Below are 21,786 nucleotides of genomic sequence, written 5' to 3'. Positions count from 1 at the left end.
CGGCGGGGTGGGACGGCTCGGCATCGGAACGCGGATCGATCTTCTTCGCTGAACACGTCGGAGGCCGTTCGTGGCGATGGGAGACTGCGAGCTGTGAGGAAGCAGGTTCGTGAGGGATCAGCGGCGCAACGGCGTTAGCGTGGTCGGTGCCGACCGTGTGCTCATGCGCCGGTCCGGTGCGGCTCCCGGGCACGGCAGGCGCGGACGCTGGGTGCAAAGGAAGAGAGACATGCAGGTCGGAGCCGGGTCTTGAGGATTCTGCACACATCGGACTGGCACCTGGGGCGGTCGTTCCACCGCGTCTCGCTGCTGGAGGCACAGGCCGCCTGCCTCGATCATCTGGTGGCGACCGTCCAGGAGCGCGAGGTCGATGCCGTCGTCGTCGCGGGTGATGTGTACGACAGGGCCGTACCCCCGCTCTCCGCCGTCGAGCTCTTCGACCGGGCCCTGCACAGGCTCGCCGCCGCGGGCGTACCCACGGTGATGATCTCCGGCAACCACGACTCGGCCCGCAGGCTCGGCGTCGGTGCGGGACTGATCGGACGGGCCGGTATCCATCTGCGTACCGACCCTGCGGAGTGCGCCACCCCCGTCGTCCTGCACGACGAGCACGGCGATGTGGCGTTCTATGGGCTGCCCTACCTCGAACCGGCCCTCGTCAAGGACGTGTTCAAGGCCGAGCGGGCCGGACACGAAGCGGTGCTGACCGCCGCCATGGACCGGGTCCGCGCCGACCTCGCCACCAGGCCGGAATCCACCCGCTCCGTGGTCCTCGCCCACGCCTTCGTCGCGGGCGGCGAACCCAGTGAGAGCGAGCGCGACATCACCGTCGGCGGTGTGGCCGCTGTGCCCGCCGGAGTCTTCGACGGCGTCGACTACACGGCGCTCGGTCACCTGCACGGCTCCCAGACCGTCACCGACCGGGTGCGCTACTCCGGCTCACCCCTCGCGTACTCCTTCTCCGAGGTCGCCCACCGCAAGACCATGTGGCTGATCGACCTCGGAGCCACCGGAACGATCACCGCCGAGCGGATCGACTGCCCGGTGCCCCGCCCACTCGCCCGCCTCCGCGGCCGCCTCGACACCCTGCTCGAAGACCCCGCGCTGGCCCGGCACGAGGAGGCATGGGTGGAGGCGACCCTCACCGACCCGGTCCGTCCGGACGAGCCGATGGCCCGCCTCCTGGACAGGTTTCCGCACACCCTGAGCCTCGTCTTCGAACCCGAGCGGGCCCCCGAGGATCCGCTCGCCTCGTACGCACAGCGCCTCAGGGGGCGCGACGACCAGCAGATCGCGGAGGACTTCGTGGCGCATGTCCGGGGCGGGAACGGGGCGGACGACCAGGAGCGCACGGTGCTGCGCGGCGCCTTCGACCACGTACGGGTGGACGACGGCGTGCGCGAGGTGAACCGTTGAGACTCCACCGGCTCACCCTCACCGCCTTCGGCCCGTTCGGCGCCACCCAGGAAGTCGACTTCGACGCGCTCTCCGCCGCCGGTCTCTTTCTGCTGCACGGACCCACCGGGGCGGGGAAGACCTCCGTCCTCGACGCCGTCTGCTACGGGCTGTACGGCGCGGTGCCCGGAGCCCGCCAGAGCCCCGGCACCTCACTGCGCAGCGATCACGCCCCGGCCGGCCTCCCCACCGAGGTCCGGCTGGAACTGACTGTTGGCGGACGGCACCTGGAGATCATCCGGCGCCCGGCCCAGCCCCGCCCCAAGAAGAAGGGCGAGGGCTTCACCACCGAGAAGGCACAGAGCTGGCTGCGCGAGTACGACCCCGAGCACGGCTGGCGGGCGCTCAGCCGCTCGCACCAGGAGATCGGCGAGGAGATCACCCAGCTCGTCGGGATGAGCCGGGACCAGTTCTGCCAGGTGGTGCTGCTGCCGCAGGGCGACTTCGCACGCTTCCTGCGCGCCGATGCCGAAGCCCGCGGCAAACTGCTCGGCAGACTCTTCGACACCCGCCGATTCGCGGCCGTCGAGGAACGGCTCACCGAACTGCGCCGCACCACCGAGACGCAGGTCAAGGCCGGGGACGAGCAGATCCTCGGGATCGCCCAGCGAATCGCCCAGGCCGCCGGACCGGCTGCCGGTGAACTGCCCCTGCCGGACGCCCGGCCCGGCGATCCGGGACTCACGGACGGCGTACTGGAGTGGGCTGCGGCGGCCCGCAGCAACGCCCGGGAACGGCTCGACATCGCCGAGTCCGTACTCTCCGCCGCCGAGAGCGGGCAGGCCCTCGCCCGCCGCGAACTCGACACCGCACGCGAACTCGCCAGACTCCAGCAGCGATACGAGGAGACGCGTCGCCGCGCCTCCGAGCTCGAAGCCCGCCGCCCCGAGCGCGACCGGCAGCGCGAGCGGCTCGAACGAGCACGCAAGGCAGAACTCGTCGCCCCCGCACTGGAGTTGCGCGACGACGCCGAGCGTGCCTACCGGACTGCCCGCGCGGCCCGTGAGGGCACCCGCGCCCAGCTGCCCGACACCCTTGTCGACGCGGGTGCCGAGCAGTTGGCAACCCTGGAACGCAGGCTCCGGCAGGAGCTCGGCGGTCTCGACGCCGCGCGCCGTGCCGAGCGGCGCAACGCGGAGATCGACACCGAGCGGGCCGAACTGGAACGCCAGGCCAGCGCCGACGAGGAACTGGTCCAGGAAGCGAAAGGCTGGCTGGCGGGCTGGGAGTCCACCCGCCGCGAACTGCAGGAACGCATCGAGACGGCACAGGAGTCCGCGACCCGCACCGAACACCTTGCGGGACGGCTCGAGCCGGCCCGCCGCCGCCTGGACGCGGCCCGTCGCCGCGACGTGCTCGCGGCCGAGGCGACGGATGCGGCCGACCGGCTGGCCGCGGCCCGCGAGCGCGCCCTGGGCGCACACGAGAGGTGGCTTGGGCTGCGCGAACAGCGGCTGCGCGACATCGCCGCCGAGCTCGCGGCGGAACTCGTCGACGGCGAGGCCTGCAAGGTCTGCGGATCGGGCGACCACCCGGATCCCGCGCGCGCGGCGGACGGGCATGTCGACCGGGCAGCCGAGGAGACGGCTCTCGCCGTGTACCGGCGGGCCGAGCAGGCGCGTACGGAGGCGGATCGGGAGCTCGGAGCCGTACGGGAGAAGCACGCGGCGGCGCGTGCCGCGGCGCTCCCCGGGGTGGGGACCGCTGTCGATGATGCCACTGACCCCGGAGCTGCCCAGACGGTCGATGGTGTTCCCCATGCTACTGAACCCGCCGTTGTCGAACTCAAGGCGTTGGTAGCCGAGTTGGCGGACGATCATTCCCGTGCGCACCGTACCGCCGCCGGAATGCACGCCGCGCGCGAGGCACTCGCGGCCGCCGAACGGGAGCAGAGCGAGAGGCTCGAAGCGCGGCAGCAGGCCGAGCGCCGCTCCGCCGCCCGGATTTCGCGGCGGGAAGGGCTCGATCGGGAACAGGCGGGCCTGGAAGCCGAGCTGACGGCCGCTCGCGGCGAATCCGGCAGCGTCGCCGCGCACGCCGCCCTGTTGGAACGCCGGGTGGCTCTGCTCGCCGAAGCCGCCGAGGCGGTGCGCGCCGAGGAGCTGGCGGCGCGGCGCAGCAAGGAGGCCGACGGCCGGCTCGCCGACGCCGCGTTCCGGGCCGGCTTCGACACCCCTGAGGCTGCCGCTGCCACCCTGCTCACGGACGCCGAGCACCGCGACATCCAGCACCGGATCGATGCCTGGCAGGCCGAGGCCGCAGCCGTCGCCGAACGGCTCGCCGAGCCCGAGACCCGCGCCGCCGCCGAGCACCCGGAGGCCGACCCCGACGCCGCACAGGCCGCGTACGACGCAGCCGAGGGACGAGTGCGGAGCGCCGCCGCCACGCTCGCCGCCGCCCGGGAGCGCTGCGCCGAACTCGGCCGGCTGTCCCGCCGCGCGACGGAGGACGTGCGCACGCTCGGACCGCTGCGCGACGAGTACGACCGGGTGGCCCGGCTGGCCGGGCTCACCGCAGGCACCTCCGCGGACAACGAACGGAAGATGCGGCTGGAGTCGTACGTTCTTGCCGCCCGGCTCGAACAGGTCGCCGCCGCCGCCACCGCACGGCTGCAGCGGATGTCGTCGGGCCGCTACACGCTCGTCCACTCCGACGCCCGTACCGGAGGCCGCCGGTCCGGCCTCGGGCTGCATGTCGTCGACGCCTGGACCGGCCGTGAGCGCGACACGGCGACGCTCTCGGGCGGCGAGACGTTCTTCGCCTCCCTGGCCCTGGCGCTCGGTCTCGCCGATGTCGTCACCGACGAGGCGGGAGGGGTCCGGCTGGACACACTCTTCATCGACGAGGGGTTCGGCAGCCTCGACGACCAGACCCTGGACGAGGTCCTCGACGTACTGGACTCGCTGCGTGAGCGGGACCGCAGCGTCGGTATCGTCAGCCACGTCGGCGATCTGCGCCGCCGGATCCCCGCCCAGCTCGAAGTGGTCAAGGAGCGGAACGGGTCGGCGGTGTTCCACCGCGGGGCCGGCGGGGTCAGCGGCTGATCGGCCGCCGGGGGAGGGGCGAGGAGTAGACGACGCTGGTGGTGACGGAACCGAGCGTGCCGATCTTCCCCGCGACCTCCTCCAGGTGGCTCATCGAGCGAGTCGTGACCTTCAGTACGAAGCAGTCGTCGCCGGTGACATGGTGGGCTTCCACGATCTCGGGCGTCGCGTCGAGAAGATCGTGGAACGGCTTGTAGTTGCCGTTCGGATAGCGCAGCCGTACGAGGGCGAGGATCGGCAGTCCGAGCGCCTCCGGGTCCACCACGGCGGCGTAACCACTGATGATTCCCGACTCCTCGAGGCGGCGCACCCGCTCCGTCACCGCGCTCGGGGACATCGCGACGGCGCGGGCCAGTTCGGCGAAGGTCGCCCGTCCCTCGCGCTGCAGGACATCGAGGATGGACCAGTCGGTGGCGTCCGGGGAATAGTCGGTCATATCTCAGAGACAACAGGGGATTCCCCGGCAGATCAAGAGTTGTGCCGGGGATCTCGTCTTCCAGTAAAGGATCACTGATCGTAGATTTTTGGTCATGACTTCACCGCTCACCGCCTCCGCAGCCAACCCGGTCCTCCGCTTTCCGCCGGCCACACCGGCCGCGGCCGCCGCGTACTTCGGCGCCTCGCTCGCCTTCCACGCCGATGTGTCCGATGTCGCCGCCGCTCTCGCGGCCGACGGTGACCCCGGATTCGTCGTCCTCGACTCCCGGTCCACCGCCTCCTGGGACCAGGGGCACATCCTCGGTGCGATTCACCTGCCCACCGCGCTCATCGCCGAGCAGGCCCGGGATCTCCTCGACCCGGCCGTCCCCGTGGTCACGTACTGCTGGGGCCCCGGCTGCAACGGCGCCACCCGCGCCGCGCTGGCACTCGCCGAACTCGGCTACCAGGTCAAGGAGATGCTCGGCGGTTTCGAGTACTGGGCGCGCGAGGGCTTTGAGTTCGAGACCGGGGAGGGACGCGAGCGGCGCCCCGCGGACGCGCTCACTGCGCCGGTCGACTCCGACGACTGCGGCTGCTGAACGGCCGGCGTCGCCGGCCGTCATGCCCGCGAGGGGCGTCGGAAACCCGTCTGGCAGGCCCGGTGGTCACCACAGGAGGACCGACCACCGGGCGGGTCATCGACGTCGAGCGCGGCTTCAGACGCTGCGACCGGGACCGGCCCCGATCAGGGCGGTGAACAGAGGCGCGGCGCCGGCTCCCACGGGCAGGCCGCCGACCTGGCCGTCACCGACCTTCACGGCAGCTCGCAGAACCGTCCGGCGACCGGGGAGGGGTGCGCCCGATCCGTCAACTCCGGTACATCGCAAGCCTCGTGCCGGTCGTGCTTGCGGGACGTGACGACGTCCTTCGCGATCCCGGGCCCCGCGCCGAGTGGTTCCGCCAACGCCGCCAAGGCCACCGACGCCGTGAGCGCCACCGGTGTCTCGTCGCCGGAGGCGCTGGGGGAAGGCGGCCGGGCCCACCGCACCGAATCGGGCCCGACCGTCTTCCTGTCGATGACCGTCCGGGTCAGAGCTTCGACAGCTCGTCGACCAGATCGTCCAGACCCAGCGGCCCCTGCGACAGGGCAGCCATGTGCCAGGCCTTCGCATCGAACGCGTCGCCGTGGGCCTTGCGCGCGTTCTCCCGGCCCAGCAGCCAGGCACGCTCACCCAGCTTGTAACCGATGGCCTGCCCCGGCATGGACAGGTAGCGGGTCAGCTCGCTCTCCACGAAGTCCGCGGGCCGGCCGCTGTGGTTTCCGAAGAACTCCTGCGCCAACTCGGGTGTCCACCGCTCACCGGGGTGGAAGGGGGAGTCCGCGGGGATCTCCATCTCCGCGTGCATGCCGATGTCCACGATCACCCGGCAGGCACGCATCATCTGCGCGTCCAGGTAGCCGAGGCGGCGCTCCGCGTCGGGCAGGAAGCCGAGCTCGTCCATGAGCCGCTCTGCGTACAGCGCCCAGCCCTCGGCATTGGCGCTGACGATGCCGATCGACGCCTGGTAGCGGGAGAGACTGTCGGCGACATGGGCCCACTGGGCGATCTGCAGGTGGTGGCCCGGGACACCCTCGTGGTACCAGGTGGAGACCAGGTCGTACACAGGGAAGCGGGTCTCGCCCATGGTGGGCAGCCAGGTGCGGCCGGGGCGCGAGAAGTCCTCGGACGGACCCGTGTAGTACGGGCCCGCGGCGCCGCCGGGCGGTGCGATCCGGGACTCCACCTTCCGTACCCGCTCGGCGAGTTCGAAGTGTGTGCCGTCGAGGGCTTCGATCGCCTCGTCCATCAGGCCCTGCAGCCAGGCCTGGACCTCGTCGACACCCTCGATGTGCTTGCCATGCACATCGAGATGGGCCAGCGCCTCCCAGGGGCCGGCCCCGGGCAGCACCTTCTCGGCCTCGGTCTTCATCTCGCCGAGCAGCCGGTGATACTCGGACCAGCCGTACGCGTACGCCTCGTCGAGATCCAGATCGGTACCGTTGAAGTAACGCGACCAGCGGGCGTACCGCTCGCGGCCCACCGTGTCGGGCGCACCCTCGACCGCGGGGGCGTACACATCGCGCATCCAGTCACGCAGCGCCTCCGTGGCCTCCGTGGCCTGCCGGGCGGCGTCGTCCAGATCCGCGCGCAGCGAGTCCGGGCCCGCGGCGACGAAGCCCTGGTAGAACCCTGTTCCGTTTTGCCCGACCCACTCGGTCAGCTGGCCGATGAAGGTGGCGGTGGCGCGCGGACCGCCGTACAGCTTCCGTTCCAGTCCGAGCGCGAGCGAGGCGCGGTACCCCTCCAGGGCTCCGGGAACCGCGAGCAGCCGCTCCACGACCGCCGCCCAGTCCTCATCGGTCTCGGTCGGCGTCACCGTCAGCGCCACGCGGACGCTGTGCGCCGGTGAGTGCAGGTTGGAGACGGCCCGCAGGCTTTCATCGGCCTCGTGGACAGCGATCTCCGCGGTCAGCCGTTCGCGCAGCAGGCGGCCACAGCGGCGCTCCGCGTCGCTGTCCGCGCCGGGGAGCTGCTCGGCGGCGTCGAGCTTCACCAGGGTGGCGCGGGCGAGTTCGGCAAGGGCTTCCTGCCCGGCGGGGGAGAAGTCGGGAAGACGGCGGGAGCTTTCCGCCACACCGAGGTAGGTGCCTGAGATCGGGTCGAGTTCGATGAATGCGTCGACGTAGGCGTCGGCGACCTGGCGGGGCAGCGCGCTGTTCGAAGTGTCTGACATGCGGACATCTTCGTACGGTGAGGGGGCCCGCGTCACTATCAATAGGTCTCAGGGACCTGACACAGTTCATTCCGGTTCGCGTGGTGGACGCGGATCACCGACCGCGGTGGCCGGAACCGGTCATTCGGATTCTGTGGTCCTTCCGGGCCCCGTGGCGGCCGGGGGCAACAGCGGTCCGCACTCCCACTGCTGAAAGATCAGCCGCGTCTCCACGCGGGCCACTTCGCGCCGCGAGGTGAACTCGTCGAGCACCAGCCGCTGCAGATCCGCGGTGTCGGCAACGGCCACGTGGACCAGATAGTCGTCGGGGCCGGTCAGATGGAAAAGCGCACGGGACTCCGGCAACGCCCTGATCCGCCCGACGAACGGGCCGATGAGCTCCCTGCGGTGCGGGCGGACCTGCACCGAGAGCAGCGCCTCCAGACCGCGGCCGATCCTGGCCGGGTCGAGACGCAGCCGGTGGCCGAGAATCACGCCTGAGCGGCGCAGCCGGGCCACCCGGTCCAGACAGGTGGACGGTGCGACCCCGACCTCGGCGGCGAGCTCGCGGTACGTGGTCCGGGCATCGTTCTGCAGCAGCCGCAGAATGTGCAGGTCCACCGGGTCCAGAACGACGGAATCGGCCATTCGCCGAACGTAGCACGGTGCTCCGGCCTCACAGCCCGGCACCTGTTCAGAGTGGTGTCATGGACACCGAAGCCTCGATGCAGCCCTTGACGACACCCCGGTCCAGGGCGCTGGCCACCGAAGCCGTGCACGCCGGACGCGACGACCTCGCTGCACTCGGCCTGCACGCCCCGCCGATCGATCTGTCCACCACGTACCCCTCGTACGACTCCAAGGGAGAGGCGGAACGGATCGACACCTTCGCCACCACCGGCGCCCGGCTCGACGGGCCGCCTGTCTATGCACGGCTCGACAACCCGACCACGGCTCGGTTCGAAACGGCTCTGGCCCGGCTCGAAGGGACCGAGAGCGCTGTGTCGTTCGCCAGCGGAATGGCGGCGCTCACCGCGGTTCTGCTGGCCCGCGCGAGCATGGGACTGCGCCATGTGATCGCCGTCCGCCCGCTGTACGGCTGCAGTGACCACCTTCTCGGTGCCGGGCTGTTGGGCACCGAAGTCACCTGGACCGATCCGGCGGGCATCGCGGAGGCGATCCGTCCGGACACCGGCCTGGTCGTGGTCGAGACACCGGCCAATCCGACGCTCGCCGAGGTCGACATCCGGGCAATCGCGCACTCCTGCGGGTCGGTTCCGCTGCTCGTCGACAACACCTTTGCCACCCCGGTCCTCCAGCGGCCCGTCGAGCACGGCGCACGGGTCGTTCTGCACAGCGCCACCAAGTACCTGGGCGGGCACGGCGATGTGATGGGCGGCGTCGTCGCCTGCGACGAGGAGTTCGCGGCCCGACTGCGACAGGTGCGCTTCGCCACCGGCGGGGTACTGCATCCGATGGCCGGATATCTGCTGCTGCGGGGTCTGTCCACCCTGCCGGTACGGGTACGCGCCGCTTCCGCGAGCGCCGCCGAACTGTCCCGTCGGCTGGCCGCCGACCCGCGCATCGCCAGGGTTCACTACCCAGCGGTGGGCGGGGCGATGGTCTCCTTCGAGGTGTACGGGGATCCGCACCGGGTGATCTCCGCCGTACGGCTCATCACTCCCGCGGTGAGTCTCGGCAGTGTGGACACCCTGATCCAGCACCCGGCCTCCATCAGCCACCGGATTGTGGATGAGGGAGACCGGCAGGCTTCCGGGGTCGGGGACCGGCTGCTGCGTATGTCGGTCGGCCTGGAGGACGTCGAGGACCTGTGGGCCGACCTCTGTCAGGCGCTCAGCGACCCGCCTGCTCGTACGGCGGCAGGGAGCGTACCGGAGTCGCGCCCAGCTGGGCGGTGATGACGAGCGTGCCCTCCTCGATCTGGTAGTCGAGGGGGAGTTCGAGGGCTCGCATGGCGGCGACCATGCCGGTGTTGGACGCCTGGGTGACGGCGTAGACGCTGTCGCAGCCGGCCTCGACGGCGAGCGTCACCAGGCGGCCGAGGAGCTCCGAACCGATGCCCCTGCGCTGCCAGTCGTCCTCGACGAGGAGGGCCACCTCGGTCTCGTCACCGTCCCAGAGGAGGTGTCCCAGGGCGACCAGGCGGCCGGAGGCCGTCTGGACGGCCAGGGTGCGGCCGAACCTGGGGCTCAGCAGGTGGTCCAGGTAGCGGTCGGCGTCGCGGACGGGACCGTGGTAGCGCAGCCGCAGCGTCTGCTCGGAGCAGCGGTTGTGCATGGCGCGGGCGGCGGCCAGGTCGCTCCCGTCCGCGCGGCGGACGGTGATCTCGTTGCCCTCGGGGAGCGTGAGCACGTGCTCGCTGCGCGGGACGCGGGGGCCGAGTCGGGCGTCGAGCTCGACCAGGGCGCGGGCCCGGGCGAACTCGGTCGGGGTGAACGGCAGATAGGGCCGCTCGATGGTGATCGCACCGCCGGACGGGTCGCGCAGTCGCATCACTGTCTCATCGAGCATCCCTTCGACCGGCGCGCTCCCGCCGGTCGCAGGGCCGGTGAGCGAGACGGCGGGCAGCGAGTGGATGGCGCAGCGCCCGAGCAACTGGCGCAGGGTGAGCGGGAGTTCAGCGGCGTCCAGGGCGGTGCGGGTGGCCAGTTCCAGGATCCTGGTCGGGGCGTCCACCAGGTCGTGCGCGTCGGCCCGCTCGATCCAGGTGGAGTTGCCGCCCGCGGCGGAGATCGCCCGGCTCAGCTGCCGGACCTGGAGCGAGGCGGGGGCGCGCAGCAGGAACTCGTCGACCGTGCCCTGTGTCAGTGGATGTGTCTGCAGAGTGAGGATGTCGATCCGGTGCCGGGCGAGCGCGATGCAGAGCGCGGCGAGGCTGCCGGGGGTGTCCCGGACCGTGGTGCGCATCCGCCACAGCACCGCTTCCTCGTCGGACGGGGCCGGACCGGCTGCGGTGGGCGTGGTCAGGAGTGCGGCGACAGCGGTGGCCGCTGCGTGGTCGGTGACCGTGTGGTGGGACAGGTCCACGCTGGAGTCGACGGCGGTCGGCGGCGGGGCGTGACTGTGCCGCCGTGCCCACCAGGTGTGGAACGCGGCCGCCGCCACGAGGGCCAGGGCCGAGGCGATCAGCAGATACGGTCCATCCGGCTGGTGCCCGATCATGTTGGCGATCGCGTCGGCCACCGCGACGGCGGTGAACAGGGCGGCCAGCTCGATCAGGTCCCGTCGCCAGTGGTGCGGCCGGCGGGCACTCTTCGCGGAGGTCACATCAGTCATGAGCTCACTGTGACGGAGCGGTGTTGCCTGATCACGAACGCCTTGTGACTGATGGGTTAAGTGTGGATCTAGTCCTTTATCGCCCGTTTTAACTGGTTGCTGTCGTGGATGACTGCGGCCGCTGCGGGGTTTGCGGCGGGCCCGGCCGCTTCGAAGGCGGAGCGACACGGGTCACGGTGGGGCGTGACCCGTCGCTGCGGGTTACGACACGATGTCGTCGGCCGTCGTCTCCGATCCCTTTCCCCAGGCTGCCTGCAGCCGTACCGCATGACCTACCAGCTGCGACGAGCCGCCGCGCACGGACAGAGTCGCCAGCCCGGGTATCGGCTCGGCGGCCACCGCACCGCAGCGTTCCGCGCATCCGCGAGCACGTCGAGGACCAGCGGGTACGGGGAGCGGGTCCAGTCGCGCAGCTCCCGGCCACCGATCCAGGTGTCGGAGCCGGCGGCTCCGGAGTGACAACCCGCTCCGGCGATCAGCACTGTCGCGTTCGCGCCATCCCACCACTGACAATCGGCCCCGGACGGCTGTCCGGGGCCTCGCCCGACATCGGCTACGGGCGTCCGGTCACTGTCCGACGCGCCCCGGCTGCAGCACCGTGGTGAACAGCACCGAACCGCCCTGCGCTCGCAGACGCACCGTCAACTCTCCGCTGTCCCCGTCGATGTCGACCTCGCCGAAGAACTGCGGCGACTCCATCGGCGACACGTTCGCCCGGTCGGGCGCGCGCAGGAAGACCCGGTCGGGGCCGAAGGTGTTGTCGAGTGCGTTGGCGGGGAATCCACCGGCGGCCAGCGGACCCGACACGAACTCCCAGAACGGTGCGAAGTCCTTGAACGCCGCGCGTTCGGGGGCGTAGTGCTGCGCCGATGTGTAGTGCACGTCGGCGGTCAGCCAGACCGTTCCGGTGATCCGGCGGTGCTTGATGAATCGCAGCAGCTCGGCGATCTGCAGCTCACGGCCGAGCGGGGCACCGGGGTCGCCCTGCGCCAATGCCTCGAAGTTCGCTGCACCGTCCGTGACGACCAGTCCCAGCGGCATGTCTGCGGCGATCACCTTCCACACCGCGCGCGACCGCGAGAGCTCGTGCTTGAGCCAGCGGAGCTGCTCGGCGCCGAGGATGCCAGTGGTGTCGTCGGGCTGCCGGCCGGGGGAGTTGGCGTTCCGGAACGACCGCATGTCGAGGACGAACACATCGAGCAGCGGCCCGTGCCGCACCACCCGGTGCACTCGGCCGTCGCCGGACGATTCGTGCAGCGTGGACACCGGGAAGTACTCGCGGAATGCCTGCATCGAACGCGCTGCCAGCACATTCACGTTCTTCTCGGTGTACCGGGCGTCGTCCAGGATCTGCCCGGGATACCAGTTGTTGCGTACCTCGTGGTCGTCCCACTGGATGATCGACGGCACCTGCGCGTTGAACTTCTTCAGGTTGTCGTCAAGGAGGTTGTAGCGGAAGTTCCCGCGGTACTCGGCGAGCGTCTCGGCGACCTTCGCCTTCTCCTCGGTGGTGATGTTCCGCCAGACCCTGCCGTCGGGCAGCGTCACGCTCGGCTCGATCACACCGTCCGCATAGATATTGTCACCGCTGCAGAGGAAGAAGTCCGGGTCGAGGCGGCGCATCTCGTCGTAGACCCGGTATCCGCCGATGTCCGGGTTGATGCCCCAGCCCTGTCCCGCGATATCGCCGGACCACAGGAAGCGCACCCCGTCCCGGCGCCGGGCAGGCGCGGTACGGAACGTTCCGTACACCGGCTCACCGGTCCGGCGCGGATCGTCCGGGTCCGCGAGCGTCACCCGGTAGTGCACCTGCTCACCCGCCGGAAGTCCGTACAGCGGCGTCGTCCCCGTGAAGTCCGCGCCCGGACCGAGAAGCGGTCCGTACCAGGTGCGGGCCCGCCGGAAGGACTCCGTCGCCGACGTCTCCACGAGCATCCGGGCCGGCCGGTCCGCACGCACCCACACCAGGGCGGACGACGCCGTGACATCACCCACCTGAACGCCCCAGCCCGCGCGCGGGCGGCTGGACAGAGCGAAGGCGGGGGCCGCCGCTCCCGCCACGGGAAACGCGAGCGCGGCCGAAGCGGCGAGCGAACCGCGCAGCACCGTGCGGCGGCCGGGCGAAGGGATACGCGGACGGTACGACATCGAGGTGCCTCCGGGGGCAGCGGGACAGAGGTACGGGTGGCCGGGCGACCGGCCCCACCTTTGTGCCCGTCGGCGGCGGGCACACCAACCTCAGATGAACACCGAGCCCCGACTCCCGTCGATGTCCTGCCCGCGTGTGTCCCGTTGGGCCTGTGCCAGCAGCCGTACGCCGCGCGCGATGTCCGGGGGCGCCAGATGCGCGTAACCGAGAACCAGGTTCACCGTACGGCCCTCAGGGCGCGTGGTGCCGCAGTCGCTGAGCGGCCGCAGCGCGATGCCGCGACCGGCAGCGCGCTGAAGGAACACCGGCTCGGGACCGTACCGTTCGGGCAGACGGGCGATGATATGAAGACCGGCGGCGATCCCGCTGACCTCGGTGCCGGGGAAGCGTTCCGCCAGCGCCGCGGTCAGAGCGTCGCGCCGCTCGCGGTAGGCGCGCTGGCAGCGGCGCAGCTGCCGGTCGTACCCGCCCCGGGTGACGAAGTCGGCCAGCGCTGCCTGGTCGATGGCCGGATTGCCCAGATCCATCGTGCGTTTACGGGCGACGATGTCGTCCGTCATCGTCGCCGGTGCGAGCAGCCAGCCCAACCGCAGCCCGGGTGCCAGCGACTTGCTCACCGAGCCGGTGACGCGACATGCTCAGGGTCCAGACCCTGCAGCGCACCGACGGGCGCCCGGTCGTAGCGGAAGTCACCGTCGTAGTCGTCCTCGACGATCAGCCCGTCCGTGGTCCGCGCCCAGTCGAGCAGTGCGCGGCGACGCGTGGCGGAGTAGGCGATTCCGGTGGGGAACTGGTGCGCGGGCGTGGTTACCACGGCGCGCACGCCGGAGTGCGTGAGCGGCGCGAGCGCCAGACCTTCCTCGTCCAGCGGCAGCGGGACGGTCGTCAGCCCCGCCGAAGCGAACAGTGAAGCATGTTCCGGGCTTCCGGGATCCTCGACGCCGACGGTCCGCAAGCCGCGCCCGTGCAGAACAAACCCGAGCAGCGTCGTCGCCTGGGCAACGCCGGAGCACACCACCAGTCGCTCCGGATCAGCGACCACGCCGCGTCGCCTGGCCAGCAGCGCGGCCAAGGCCTCCCGCAGCTCGGGCAGCCCGCGTGGATCGGGGTAGCCGAGCGAGCTGTGCGGCAGCCGGCCCAGCACCGCGCGATGGGCGGTGGCCCAGGCGCTACGCGGAAAAAGCGAAAGATCCGGCGTACCGGGCCGGAAGTCCACCGAGGCACCAGGGGCGCGCGGAGCGAGATCGTGCGCCGCCCGCACAGCGCCGCGGACGGCACTGCTCACCCAGGTGCCCGCGCCCCGACCGCTGCGCACATAGCCCTCCGCGGTGAGCTGCTCGTACGCCTCGGTGACCAGACCGCGGGACACCCGCAGATCCGCGGCCAGTTCTCGGCTGGACGGCAGCCGGGTCCCCGGAACCAGGCGCCCGGAGCGGATTGCCTCGCGCAGCGCCTCCTGCAGCGCACGCCCGCGCCCCCGGGCCGGGGCGGCCGCGGCCGGAAGAAGTAACTCCCAGGCAGCAGATACGGACGCGCTCCGCTGCGCGCCACCCCACGGCGGATTGGTCCCCGAAGACGTCATGAAAGTGGACCTTAATCCGGACCGCCCCGCTGCCTAGCGTCGGTTCCATGAACGTGACTTCCGTACGCGGGGCGCTGCTCGCGGCTTTCGCCTGCGTCCTCGTCGGCGCCTCCTTCACCGCCAACAGTGTCCTCGGTGGCTATCCGTACGCGGGCGGCCAGGCGCTGCGTTACGGACTTGCCGCGCTCTTGCTCCTGCCGCTCCTCCAGAGCGGGGGACGCTCGGGCCTCGCTCCCCTCCGTACACTCACCCGCCGTCTGTGGACCCGGCTCGCGATGCTCGCAGCCGTCGGCATGGTCGGCTTCAACCTGGTGGTGCTGGCCGCCGAACGATCTGCGGAACCCGCTGTTCCGGGGGTATTCGTCGGCTGCGCCCCGATCCTTGTCGCCGTCCTCGTACCGCTGCTGGACGGCCGTCGTCCGACCCGCACCGTCCTGTGCGCGGCCTCCCTGGTCGCCGCTGGGGCCTTCACCGTCCAGGGCTGGGGGCGGACCGACATGTCGGGTTTCCTCTGCTCGGTCGGCGCGCTCGCGGGCGAGGTCGGCTTCGCCGTCCTGGCTGTACCGGTGCTGCGCTCGCTCGGGCCGAAACTGCTGTCGGCCGTTGTCTGCGCCATCGCTGCCGCCGAGTCCGCACTGCTCGGTGTCCTGCTCGACGGAAGCGGATTTCTGCGGATGCCCACACCCGCGGAGACGGTGGCGCTCCTGTGGCAGGCAGCCGTGGTCACGGTCGTCGGGTTCGTCTGCTGGTACATGGGCATGCAGCGCATCGGCGCCGAACGCGCCACGCTCTTCTCCGGGCTGATCCCGGTCTCAGCGGCACTCACCGCGCCGCTCGTCGGAACCGGTTCGTACGGGATCGCGCAGGCCGGCGGAAGCCTGCTGGTGGGTTGCGGCGTGGCGCTCGGTTCAGGTGTCCTGCGGCGCAGCAGGCCGCAGGGTTCCGCCGGTTCCGTGACCGGTACCCGTTCAGCGACTGGTGTCGAGGATGACGCGCGCCACGAGCGCGGGATCGTCGTTCATCGGCACATGACCGCAGGCGGGCAGGCGCACCAGCCTGGCACCGGGAATGGCGTGCTTGGCCCTGACCCCCTGCCGGCGCAGCAGCAGCCGGTCGCGGGTGCCCCAGGCGATGGTCACGGGCAGCCCCGGCACATCGTCGGTGAAGGCGACATTCCGTCCGACCGCGAGAGTCTCGTGGAAACCGGTCGCCTCGCGCAGCGCGACAGTCTCCGAGACGACGGCCTCGGGTGAACGGCGCCCGGGCCTCGCGTAGATGGTGCTCGTCAGCGCCGCACGCCCGGCCGCGCTGCGCGAGAGCCGCTCGATCAACGGCATCGGCAGAGCCAGCGCTCCCTGCCGCATCGCCCGCAAAGTGCCAAAGGCGTAGAGCCGCTCGCTCTCCGTCCAGAAGCCGGCGGGCGACAGCGCCGTCACCGACCGTACGAGCTTCTCGCGTCCCAGCTCCAGGGCCAGCAGTCCACCGAGCGAATTCCCTGCGACATGAGGCCGGTCCAGGCCGAGCGCCTCACAGAAGGAGCCGAGCACCGGGACCACGCTCGCCAGGTCGTACGGAACGCCGTCCGGAAGCGCCGCGGAGACGCCGAAACCGGGCAGATCAATGGCTATGACATCCCGCTCCGGTGCCAGTACCGGCAGCACCGGGTCCCAGGCCTGACGATGGTGGCCGATGCCGTGGAGCAGCAACAGCGGATCCCCGGAACCGGTGCGCTCGTACGCCACGGAGACGGTCCGCGGTCCTCCGGGTGAGTCGACGGTGAACGAGACCGAGGTGGCCATGCGGTTGCTCCCGGGGTGTCCGGCACGAATGCGTCTTGCCTGAAATGGCTCTGCACGAAGGGACTTAGACGTCCCGTAAATAACAATTACCGCTCAGTAGCCAGCAGTTCAAGGGGGCCGGGCGATTCGTGCTGGACACAGCCCGGTGCGTCGGCTGGGATGGGACGGTGACAGCCGACACCGTTACCGACGTCTTCGAAGAACACCGCCCCGTACTGACCGGGGTCGCCTACCGCATGCTCGGCCGGATCGCCGACGCCGAGGACGTGGTGCAGGAGGCGTGGCTGCGCTGGTCGGCCGCGCCACGCGATGACGTACGGGAGCCGCGTGCGTTTCTCGTGCGGACCACCACCCGCCTCGCCATCGACCGGCTGCGACAGCTGCAGACCCGGCGCGAGGCCTACGTCGGACCGTGGCTGCCCGAACCGCTGGTCACCGACTTCGGACCTGCCGTGCCCGACACCGCCGAGCGGGCCGTCCTCGCAGACTCCGTGTCCGTCGCCGTGCTGGTCGTCCTCGAATCGCTCTCCCCGCTGGAGCGCGCCGTCTTCGTCCTGCGCGAGGCCTTCGGCTTCCCGTACGGAGAGATCGCCGCGGCACTCGACAGGACCGAGGCCGCGGTGCGCCAGCTCGCCGGGCGCGCGCGGCGGCACGTGGAGGATCGTAAGCCGCGCTACGACGTCGACCCGGCCCAGCGGCGTGACCTCACCGAACGGTTTCTCGCTGCGGCGGCGGGCGGCGACATCGAGGAGCTGTTGATGCTCCTCGCCCCCGATGTGCGTCTGGTCGGCGACAGCGGCGGAAAGTCCAAGGCGCCACTGCGGATCATCGAGAGCCAGGACAAGGTCGGTCGCTTCCTCTTGGCCGTCACGAAGGATCAGCTTGCCGGCCTCGAGGCCCGGTTCGCGGAGCTCAATGGCGGCCCCGCCCTGGTGGTGCTGTCCGGCGGAAAGCCCGATTGCGTCTTCCAGATCGATGTAAGGGATGGTGTCATCCAGTGCGTATATATCATCCGCAACCCTGACAAGCTTGCCAACCTGGCCGTCGAGTAGCCACCCGTCCCGACACCTGCCTGGCCGAAGCCCCACGGACCCTCCGGACGTGGGGTTTTGTGCTGCGCGCGCCGCACGGCACCACGAACGTCCTGTGAACGCTCTGCGACAGGGCCCCGATTCGCAGCGTGACGGGCCAAGGATTGGTCTTGACCAAGGGGGTGTGCCAGCCTATGGTCTCAACGTTAAGACAGGAACCTTTAATAAATAACGTCGCGGAAAAAGACGCTGGGTGATTGCGGAGGACAGGGTGGGGACCACGCAGCTGGAATCGGTGCAGGAGCCGAAGTACTGGCACCTCAAGACCGTTCTCAGTGAGGCACTCGACTCGGACTTTGCGGTGGGAGAGATCCTGCCCAACGAGCGTGAGCTCGCAGCCAGGTTCGGCGTCGCCCGGGCAACGCTCCGACAGGCTCTGGAGCAGCTCGAACTCGAAGGCAGGCTGCAGCGCCGCCGCGGCGTGGGGACCACTGTCGCCCCGCCGCGCGTGGGCGTCGCCGTCTCGACCGCGCAGCACGACTGGACGGGTGGCGCCGACGAGGCCTGGCAGCCCATTGGCTGCACGAGCGCGACAGCGCCCGCCCCGGTCCTCGCCATGCTCGACGTGGACAGCGACGAGCCGGTGCACATCGTTCGCCGGATCCGGGTCACTCAGGGGCAGCCGGTCGCTGCGGAGTTGCTGTACGTGCCGTCGGCGTCCGTGCCCGAACTGTCCGCGATCGAGACCCCGTCGGGAGCCGCCCGCGCCCGCAGCGTCGTGCGGGAACTGCACCGTCTCGGCCTCGACCGTCAGGACCGCTCCGTGGAGCTCGGCTCCGCGCGAGCGGACGACGCCAAGGAGCTCGACCGGCTCCCCGGCGCACCGGTCCTCGTCGTCACCACCCGTTACCTCGCGGCGGGCGGCACAGCTGCGGTCTCCGTCGCCACCTACCGGGCCGACACGTGCCGACTCACCTTCGGTGACTCCGGCGACCTGGAGATCAGCCACCCCGGCCAGGAGCGCCACGCGTCGTGAGCCCGGCCGGTCCTGCCGGCTTCGAACGCAACGAACGGCCCGTCGCGCTCAGCGGCGGGCCGTCACCGATCCCTCCACGGCGAAGAGCTGCTCCTCGACATGGTCGAGCGCCAGCCTCAGAGCGCCCGTGGCCACGGCCGCCTCGCCCAGCAACGACAGCGCGACCCGCGGTGGCCGGAGACAGTACCGGGCCAGCTCACCGCGGAGCGGATCCAGCACTCCGTCCAGTCCGGCGGCCCAGCCACCGATGACCACCAGCTCCGGGTCGAGCGCCAGCACCAGCGCCGCCACATCGTGCACCAGCCGCTGGATGAACCGCTCCACCGCAGCCTGAGCCCGCACATCGCCGTGCCGGGCCTTCGCGAACACCGCGGCGACCGCCTGCTCGTCCAGCGGATCCAGCGGCGTGTCCGTCGTCGACAGCAGCTTTTCCGGTGTGACCTCGCGGCCGAGCAGATGGAGTGCGCCGATCTCGCCCGCTGCACCGCCGTAACCACGATGTAGCCGTCCGCCGATCAGCGAACCGGCCCCCGGGCTCAGCCCCGCCAGGACGAACACGATGTCGTCCGACTCGGTCGCGGCACCCTTCCAGTGCTCGGCCACCGCCGCGGCGTTGGCGTCGTTCTCCACGAGCACCGGACAGCGGAAGGAGCGCCGCAGCCGCTCACCGAGCGCGAGACCGGTCCAGTCCGGCAGCGCGGTGCCCAGACGTACGGTCCCGTCGGCCTCCACGATCCCCGGACTGCCCACCCCGACCGCACGCAGACTGCTCCGGGCCACCCCGGAGCGCCGCAGCAGATCGGCGACGACGGCCCTTACCCGGTCGAGCCGGTCGTCCGCGGAAGCCGTCTCGGACACCTCGCGCGAACCGGCGCCGATGATCCCGCCGTCCAGCCCCGACAGAAGTGCGGAGACGCGGTGCGGGCCGATCTCGATGCCGAGCAGATGTCCCGCCTCGGCGCGGAACCGGAACCTGCGGGCCGGCCTGCCCTGACGTCGGGCCTCACCCTCGTCGGGCGCCGATTCGACGACCAGACCGGCCTCGATAAGGCCCTCGACGACTCCCTCGACGGTTGGCCGGGACAGACCCGTGATACGAGTCAGGTCCGTGAGCGTGGGGGAGTGGGTGCCCCTGAGGGCATGAAGTACCACCGCGGAATTGATCCGTCGCAACAGCGACGGGTCCCCACCGGTCAACCGGCCCACGGTGTGTCCTCCCAGCTCGCGAGCATGTCAGCGGATCGTACTCGTTGCCCGGAAGGGGAGCGACCGTGACCCGGAACAGGGATCCGGGCGCCGTCCGTATCAGCCCGGAGCCACGAAACCCGACTCGTACGCGGCGATCACCGCCTGCGTTCGATCCCTGGCCCCCAACTTGGCCAGTACGGCGCTGACATGGGTCTTCACCGTCTCGACACCGACCACCAGCTTGGCGGCGATCTCCGCATTGGACAGTCCGCGGGCCATCAATCGGAGCACCGCCTCTTCCCGCTCGGTGAGCGCCGCGCGCTCCATGGCCGCCTTGGCCTTGCTCGTCCCGTACTCGGCGGCGAGCTGCCGGACCGCGGCCGGAAAGAGCAGCGACTCGCCCTCGGCGACCAGACGCACTGCGTGCACGATCTCCGAGGGCCGGGCCCGCTTGAGCAGAAAACCGTCCGCCCCGGCGCGCAGCGCCTCGTACACGTACTCGTCGTTCTCGAACGTCGTCACCACCAGGATTTTCGGTGGATCCGGCACCGTGCGCAGCACCACCCGGGTTGCCTCGATGCCGTCCATCAAGGGCATGCGCACGTCCATCGCCACGACATCGGGGCGCAGTCGGCGCAGCAGCGGGATCACTGCGGCACCGTCGGCGGCCTCGCCCACCACCTCGATATCGGGCTGGGCCTCAAGCACCGCACGCAGTCCCGCGCGCACGAGGGGTTCATCGTCGACCAGAAGAACGGTAACCGGCATCCGGTCAGCGTAGGCCGTCCAGCGGGAGGCTCGCGTGCACTCTCCACTCGCCGTCGTACGGACCGGTCTTGGCCTTTCCGCCCAGGAGCGCGGCCCGCTCACGTATGCCCCGCAGTCCGCTGCCGCGGCCCGGTGTACCTATCGACCCGGTGAGCGGATTGGTCACCTCAAGCTCCAGCCAGCCGTCCGCGACCGTGATCCTCACCCGCACGGGGACGGACCCGGAGTGACGCAGCACATTGGTGAGGGACTCCTGCAGGATCCGGTACCCCTCGCGGGAAACCGGTCCCGGCACCAGTTCCACCGGACCGGAGACTTCGGCGTCGACCTTCGCCCCCGAGCCGCGCGCCGAGTCCAGCAGCCGGTCCGCCTCGGCGAGTGTCGGCCGCTCTCCCACCGGTGCCTCCGATTCCCGCAGGACCCGGAGCACCCGCTCCAGATCGTCCAGTGCTGCCCGGCCCGTCTCCTCGATCGCGGCCAGTGCCCGTTCGGTGAACGCCGGATCGTTCGCCGCCCGCGCCGCACCTGCCTGGACGACCGCCACGGTCAGGGCGTGCCCGATCGAGTCGTGCAGCTCGCGCGCAATGCGATTGCGCTCCAGCAACTGCTCGGTGCGCTCCTCCAGCGCGGTCAACCGTTCCACCGGTGACGGACCGAGCAGCCGCCGCGCAGCCGCCGTGATCACCTCACCGCATATCACGACAACTGCGAGCAGCAGGAGAAGAGGCACGGGTGCAAGCAGCGCGTACCACCAGTGCGGCTCCACGCCGCGGATCAGCCAGTCGTCGCTCGGGCCCGAACCCGACGCGGTGAGGACGAGGTCAACTGCCGTGGCGGACAACCACACCGTCGCGAACCCCGCCACCACCGAGAGCAGCAGCCGCACCTCCAGCCAGACCACGGTCCGCCAGCGGGCCGCCCAGGTCTCCGCCGGAGCCGCGGAGATCGCTGCATCGGGTCTGCCGCGCTCCGACGGCATCAGCAACAGCTGGGCCTGAACCCCCTCGGCGAGCCGCATTCCGGGGACCAGGCCCACCGGCACGGCAAAGATCATGAGGGCCCATGGGGTGTCCATGGAGATGAACAGCCACACACTGCCGACCGCGCACGGAATGAGCATGTGCAGCCAGCGGGTGTAGGTGAACGGCTCGGTCAGCGGACGGAGAAGGCGACGCATGCCGCCATCGTGCCAGCCGTCTCGAACGAGACGGCTCCCCCGAGCGAGGGAGATGATCCCCTCCGGCGGGGGAGGGCGGGGGCGGG

Annotated in this window: 15 protein-coding genes and 2 pseudogenes; 7 read left to right on the top strand and 10 right to left on the bottom strand. The window is 70.9% G+C overall.

The window, feature by feature from the left end:
- The first annotated feature begins 249 nt into the window (after positions 1 to 249).
- Both AB0N06_RS09295 and AB0N06_RS09290 read left to right on the top strand, forming a co-directional pair.
- A complete protein-coding gene (locus tag AB0N06_RS09295; protein ID WP_366134075.1) occupies positions 250 to 1,416 on the top strand; it encodes an exonuclease SbcCD subunit D in 1,167 nt (388 codons plus the stop codon).
- A complete protein-coding gene (locus AB0N06_RS09290) occupies positions 1,413 to 4,499 on the top strand; it encodes an SMC family ATPase (protein WP_366134074.1) in 3,087 nt (1,028 codons plus the stop codon). Before AB0N06_RS09295 ends, AB0N06_RS09290 begins: the two co-directional genes overlap by 4 nt.
- On the opposite strand, the gene AB0N06_RS09285 is transcribed toward AB0N06_RS09290, so the two are convergent.
- On the bottom strand, positions 4,489 to 4,935 hold the full coding sequence (locus tag AB0N06_RS09285) for an Lrp/AsnC family transcriptional regulator (RefSeq protein ID WP_366134073.1): 447 nt from the start codon (positions 4,933 to 4,935) through the stop codon (positions 4,489 to 4,491). The two genes, AB0N06_RS09290 and AB0N06_RS09285, sit on opposite strands and share 11 nt — an antisense overlap.
- Positions 4,936 to 5,029: 94 nt before the next feature.
- Between AB0N06_RS09285 and AB0N06_RS09280 the strand changes: the two genes are divergently transcribed.
- Positions 5,030 to 5,518, top strand: coding sequence for a rhodanese-like domain-containing protein (locus AB0N06_RS09280; protein ID WP_366134072.1), 489 nt, complete (start codon positions 5,030 to 5,032; stop codon positions 5,516 to 5,518).
- Between the two features lie 490 nt (positions 5,519 to 6,008).
- Here AB0N06_RS09280 and AB0N06_RS09275 read toward each other — a convergent pair whose 3' ends face one another.
- Positions 6,009 to 7,694, bottom strand: coding sequence for a DUF885 domain-containing protein (locus tag AB0N06_RS09275; RefSeq protein WP_366134071.1), 1,686 nt, complete (start codon positions 7,692 to 7,694; stop codon positions 6,009 to 6,011).
- A 120-nt stretch (positions 7,695 to 7,814) separates the two neighbouring features.
- Positions 7,815 to 8,321 (bottom strand): Lrp/AsnC family transcriptional regulator, encoded by a 507-nt coding sequence (locus AB0N06_RS09270; RefSeq protein ID WP_366134070.1) that lies wholly within the window; start codon positions 8,319 to 8,321, stop codon positions 7,815 to 7,817.
- Positions 8,322 to 8,380: 59 nt separating this feature from the next.
- Here AB0N06_RS09270 and AB0N06_RS09265 point away from each other — a divergent pair, with 59 nt between their 5' ends.
- Positions 8,381 to 9,592 carry a PLP-dependent transferase gene (locus tag AB0N06_RS09265; RefSeq protein WP_366134069.1) on the top strand — a complete coding sequence of 404 codons (1,212 nt, stop codon included), beginning with the start codon at positions 8,381 to 8,383 and terminating at the stop codon, positions 9,590 to 9,592.
- On the opposite strand, the gene AB0N06_RS09260 is transcribed toward AB0N06_RS09265, so the two are convergent.
- From AB0N06_RS09260 to AB0N06_RS09250, 3 genes and pseudogenes are all read right to left on the bottom strand, one after another.
- A complete protein-coding gene (locus AB0N06_RS09260; protein ID WP_366134148.1) occupies positions 9,528 to 10,961 on the bottom strand; it encodes a GNAT family N-acetyltransferase in 1,434 nt (477 codons plus the stop codon). The two genes, AB0N06_RS09265 and AB0N06_RS09260, sit on opposite strands and share 65 nt — an antisense overlap.
- Positions 10,962 to 11,537: 576 nt before the next feature.
- Positions 11,538 to 13,118 carry an alkaline phosphatase D family protein gene (locus tag AB0N06_RS09255; protein ID WP_366134068.1) on the bottom strand — a complete coding sequence of 527 codons (1,581 nt, stop codon included), beginning with the start codon at positions 13,116 to 13,118 and terminating at the stop codon, positions 11,538 to 11,540.
- Positions 13,119 to 13,208: 90 nt separating this feature from the next.
- Positions 13,209 to 14,701 (bottom strand): annotated as a pseudogene (locus AB0N06_RS09250) (PLP-dependent aminotransferase family protein).
- Positions 14,702 to 14,748: 47 nt separating this feature from the next.
- Between AB0N06_RS09250 and AB0N06_RS09245 the strand changes: the two are divergent.
- A pseudogene (locus AB0N06_RS09245) lies at positions 14,749 to 15,594 on the top strand (DMT family transporter); the annotation flags it as partial.
- Positions 15,595 to 15,669: 75 nt separating this feature from the next.
- Here AB0N06_RS09245 and AB0N06_RS09240 read toward each other — a convergent pair.
- Positions 15,670 to 16,500 (bottom strand): alpha/beta fold hydrolase, encoded by an 831-nt coding sequence (locus tag AB0N06_RS09240; protein WP_366134067.1) that lies wholly within the window; start codon positions 16,498 to 16,500, stop codon positions 15,670 to 15,672.
- A gap of 167 nt (positions 16,501 to 16,667) precedes the next feature.
- Between AB0N06_RS09240 and AB0N06_RS09235 the strand changes: the two genes are divergently transcribed.
- Both AB0N06_RS09235 and AB0N06_RS09230 read left to right on the top strand, forming a co-directional pair.
- The gene (locus tag AB0N06_RS09235; RefSeq protein WP_366134066.1) at positions 16,668 to 17,552 is read left to right on the top strand and encodes an RNA polymerase sigma-70 factor; all 885 of its coding nucleotides are present in this window, start codon (positions 16,668 to 16,670) and stop codon (positions 17,550 to 17,552) included.
- A gap of 250 nt (positions 17,553 to 17,802) precedes the next feature.
- Complete coding sequence (locus tag AB0N06_RS09230) at positions 17,803 to 18,567, top strand: GntR family transcriptional regulator (RefSeq protein WP_366134065.1); 765 nt, start codon at positions 17,803 to 17,805, stop codon at positions 18,565 to 18,567.
- A 48-nt stretch (positions 18,568 to 18,615) separates the two neighbouring features.
- Here the strand turns inward: AB0N06_RS09230 and AB0N06_RS09225 are convergent, their stop codons facing one another.
- The 3 genes from AB0N06_RS09225 to AB0N06_RS09215 all read right to left on the bottom strand — a co-directional run bounded on the left by AB0N06_RS09225 (position 18,616) and on the right by AB0N06_RS09215 (position 21,700).
- Positions 18,616 to 19,773, bottom strand: a complete 1,158-nt coding sequence (locus tag AB0N06_RS09225; RefSeq protein WP_366134064.1) for an ROK family transcriptional regulator — start codon at positions 19,771 to 19,773, stop codon at positions 18,616 to 18,618.
- Between the two features lie 99 nt (positions 19,774 to 19,872).
- Entirely contained in the window at positions 19,873 to 20,523 is a 651-nt protein-coding gene (locus AB0N06_RS09220; protein WP_366134063.1) for a response regulator transcription factor, read from the bottom strand.
- Positions 20,524 to 20,527: 4 nt separating this feature from the next.
- Positions 20,528 to 21,700, bottom strand: coding sequence for a histidine kinase (locus tag AB0N06_RS09215; RefSeq protein WP_366134062.1), 1,173 nt, complete (start codon positions 21,698 to 21,700; stop codon positions 20,528 to 20,530).
- Positions 21,701 to 21,786: the final 86 nt, after the last annotated feature.

It is taken from the genome of Streptomyces sp. NPDC051020, from assembly GCF_040683105.1.
In the GTDB taxonomy this organism is placed as follows: Bacteria; Actinomycetota; Actinomycetes; order Streptomycetales; family Streptomycetaceae; genus Streptomyces.
This window is presented reverse-complemented; position numbering and strand designations above follow the sequence as displayed.

Bases quoted from the DNA above. Each gene is read 5' to 3' on its own strand.
- AB0N06_RS09220 (WP_366134063.1), bottom strand. From the start codon at position 20,523: ATGCCGGTTACCGTTCTTCTGGTCGACGATGAACCCCTCGTGCGCGCG.
- AB0N06_RS09280 (WP_366134072.1), top strand. From the start codon at position 5,030: ATGACTTCACCGCTCACCGCCTCCGCAGCCAACCCGGTCCTCCGCTTT.
- AB0N06_RS09270 (WP_366134070.1), bottom strand. From the start codon at position 8,321: ATGGCCGATTCCGTCGTTCTGGACCCGGTGGACCTGCACATTCTGCGG.
- AB0N06_RS09240 (WP_366134067.1), bottom strand. From the start codon at position 16,500: ATGGCCACCTCGGTCTCGTTCACCGTCGACTCACCCGGAGGACCGCGG.
- AB0N06_RS09275 (WP_366134071.1), bottom strand. From the start codon at position 7,694: ATGTCAGACACTTCGAACAGCGCGCTGCCCCGCCAGGTCGCCGACGCC.
- AB0N06_RS09285 (WP_366134073.1), bottom strand. From the start codon at position 4,935: ATGACCGACTATTCCCCGGACGCCACCGACTGGTCCATCCTCGATGTC.
- AB0N06_RS09255 (WP_366134068.1), bottom strand. From the start codon at position 13,118: ATGTCGTACCGTCCGCGTATCCCTTCGCCCGGCCGCCGCACGGTGCTG.
- AB0N06_RS09265 (WP_366134069.1), top strand. From the start codon at position 8,381: ATGGACACCGAAGCCTCGATGCAGCCCTTGACGACACCCCGGTCCAGG.
- AB0N06_RS09215 (WP_366134062.1), bottom strand. From the start codon at position 21,700: ATGCGTCGCCTTCTCCGTCCGCTGACCGAGCCGTTCACCTACACCCGC.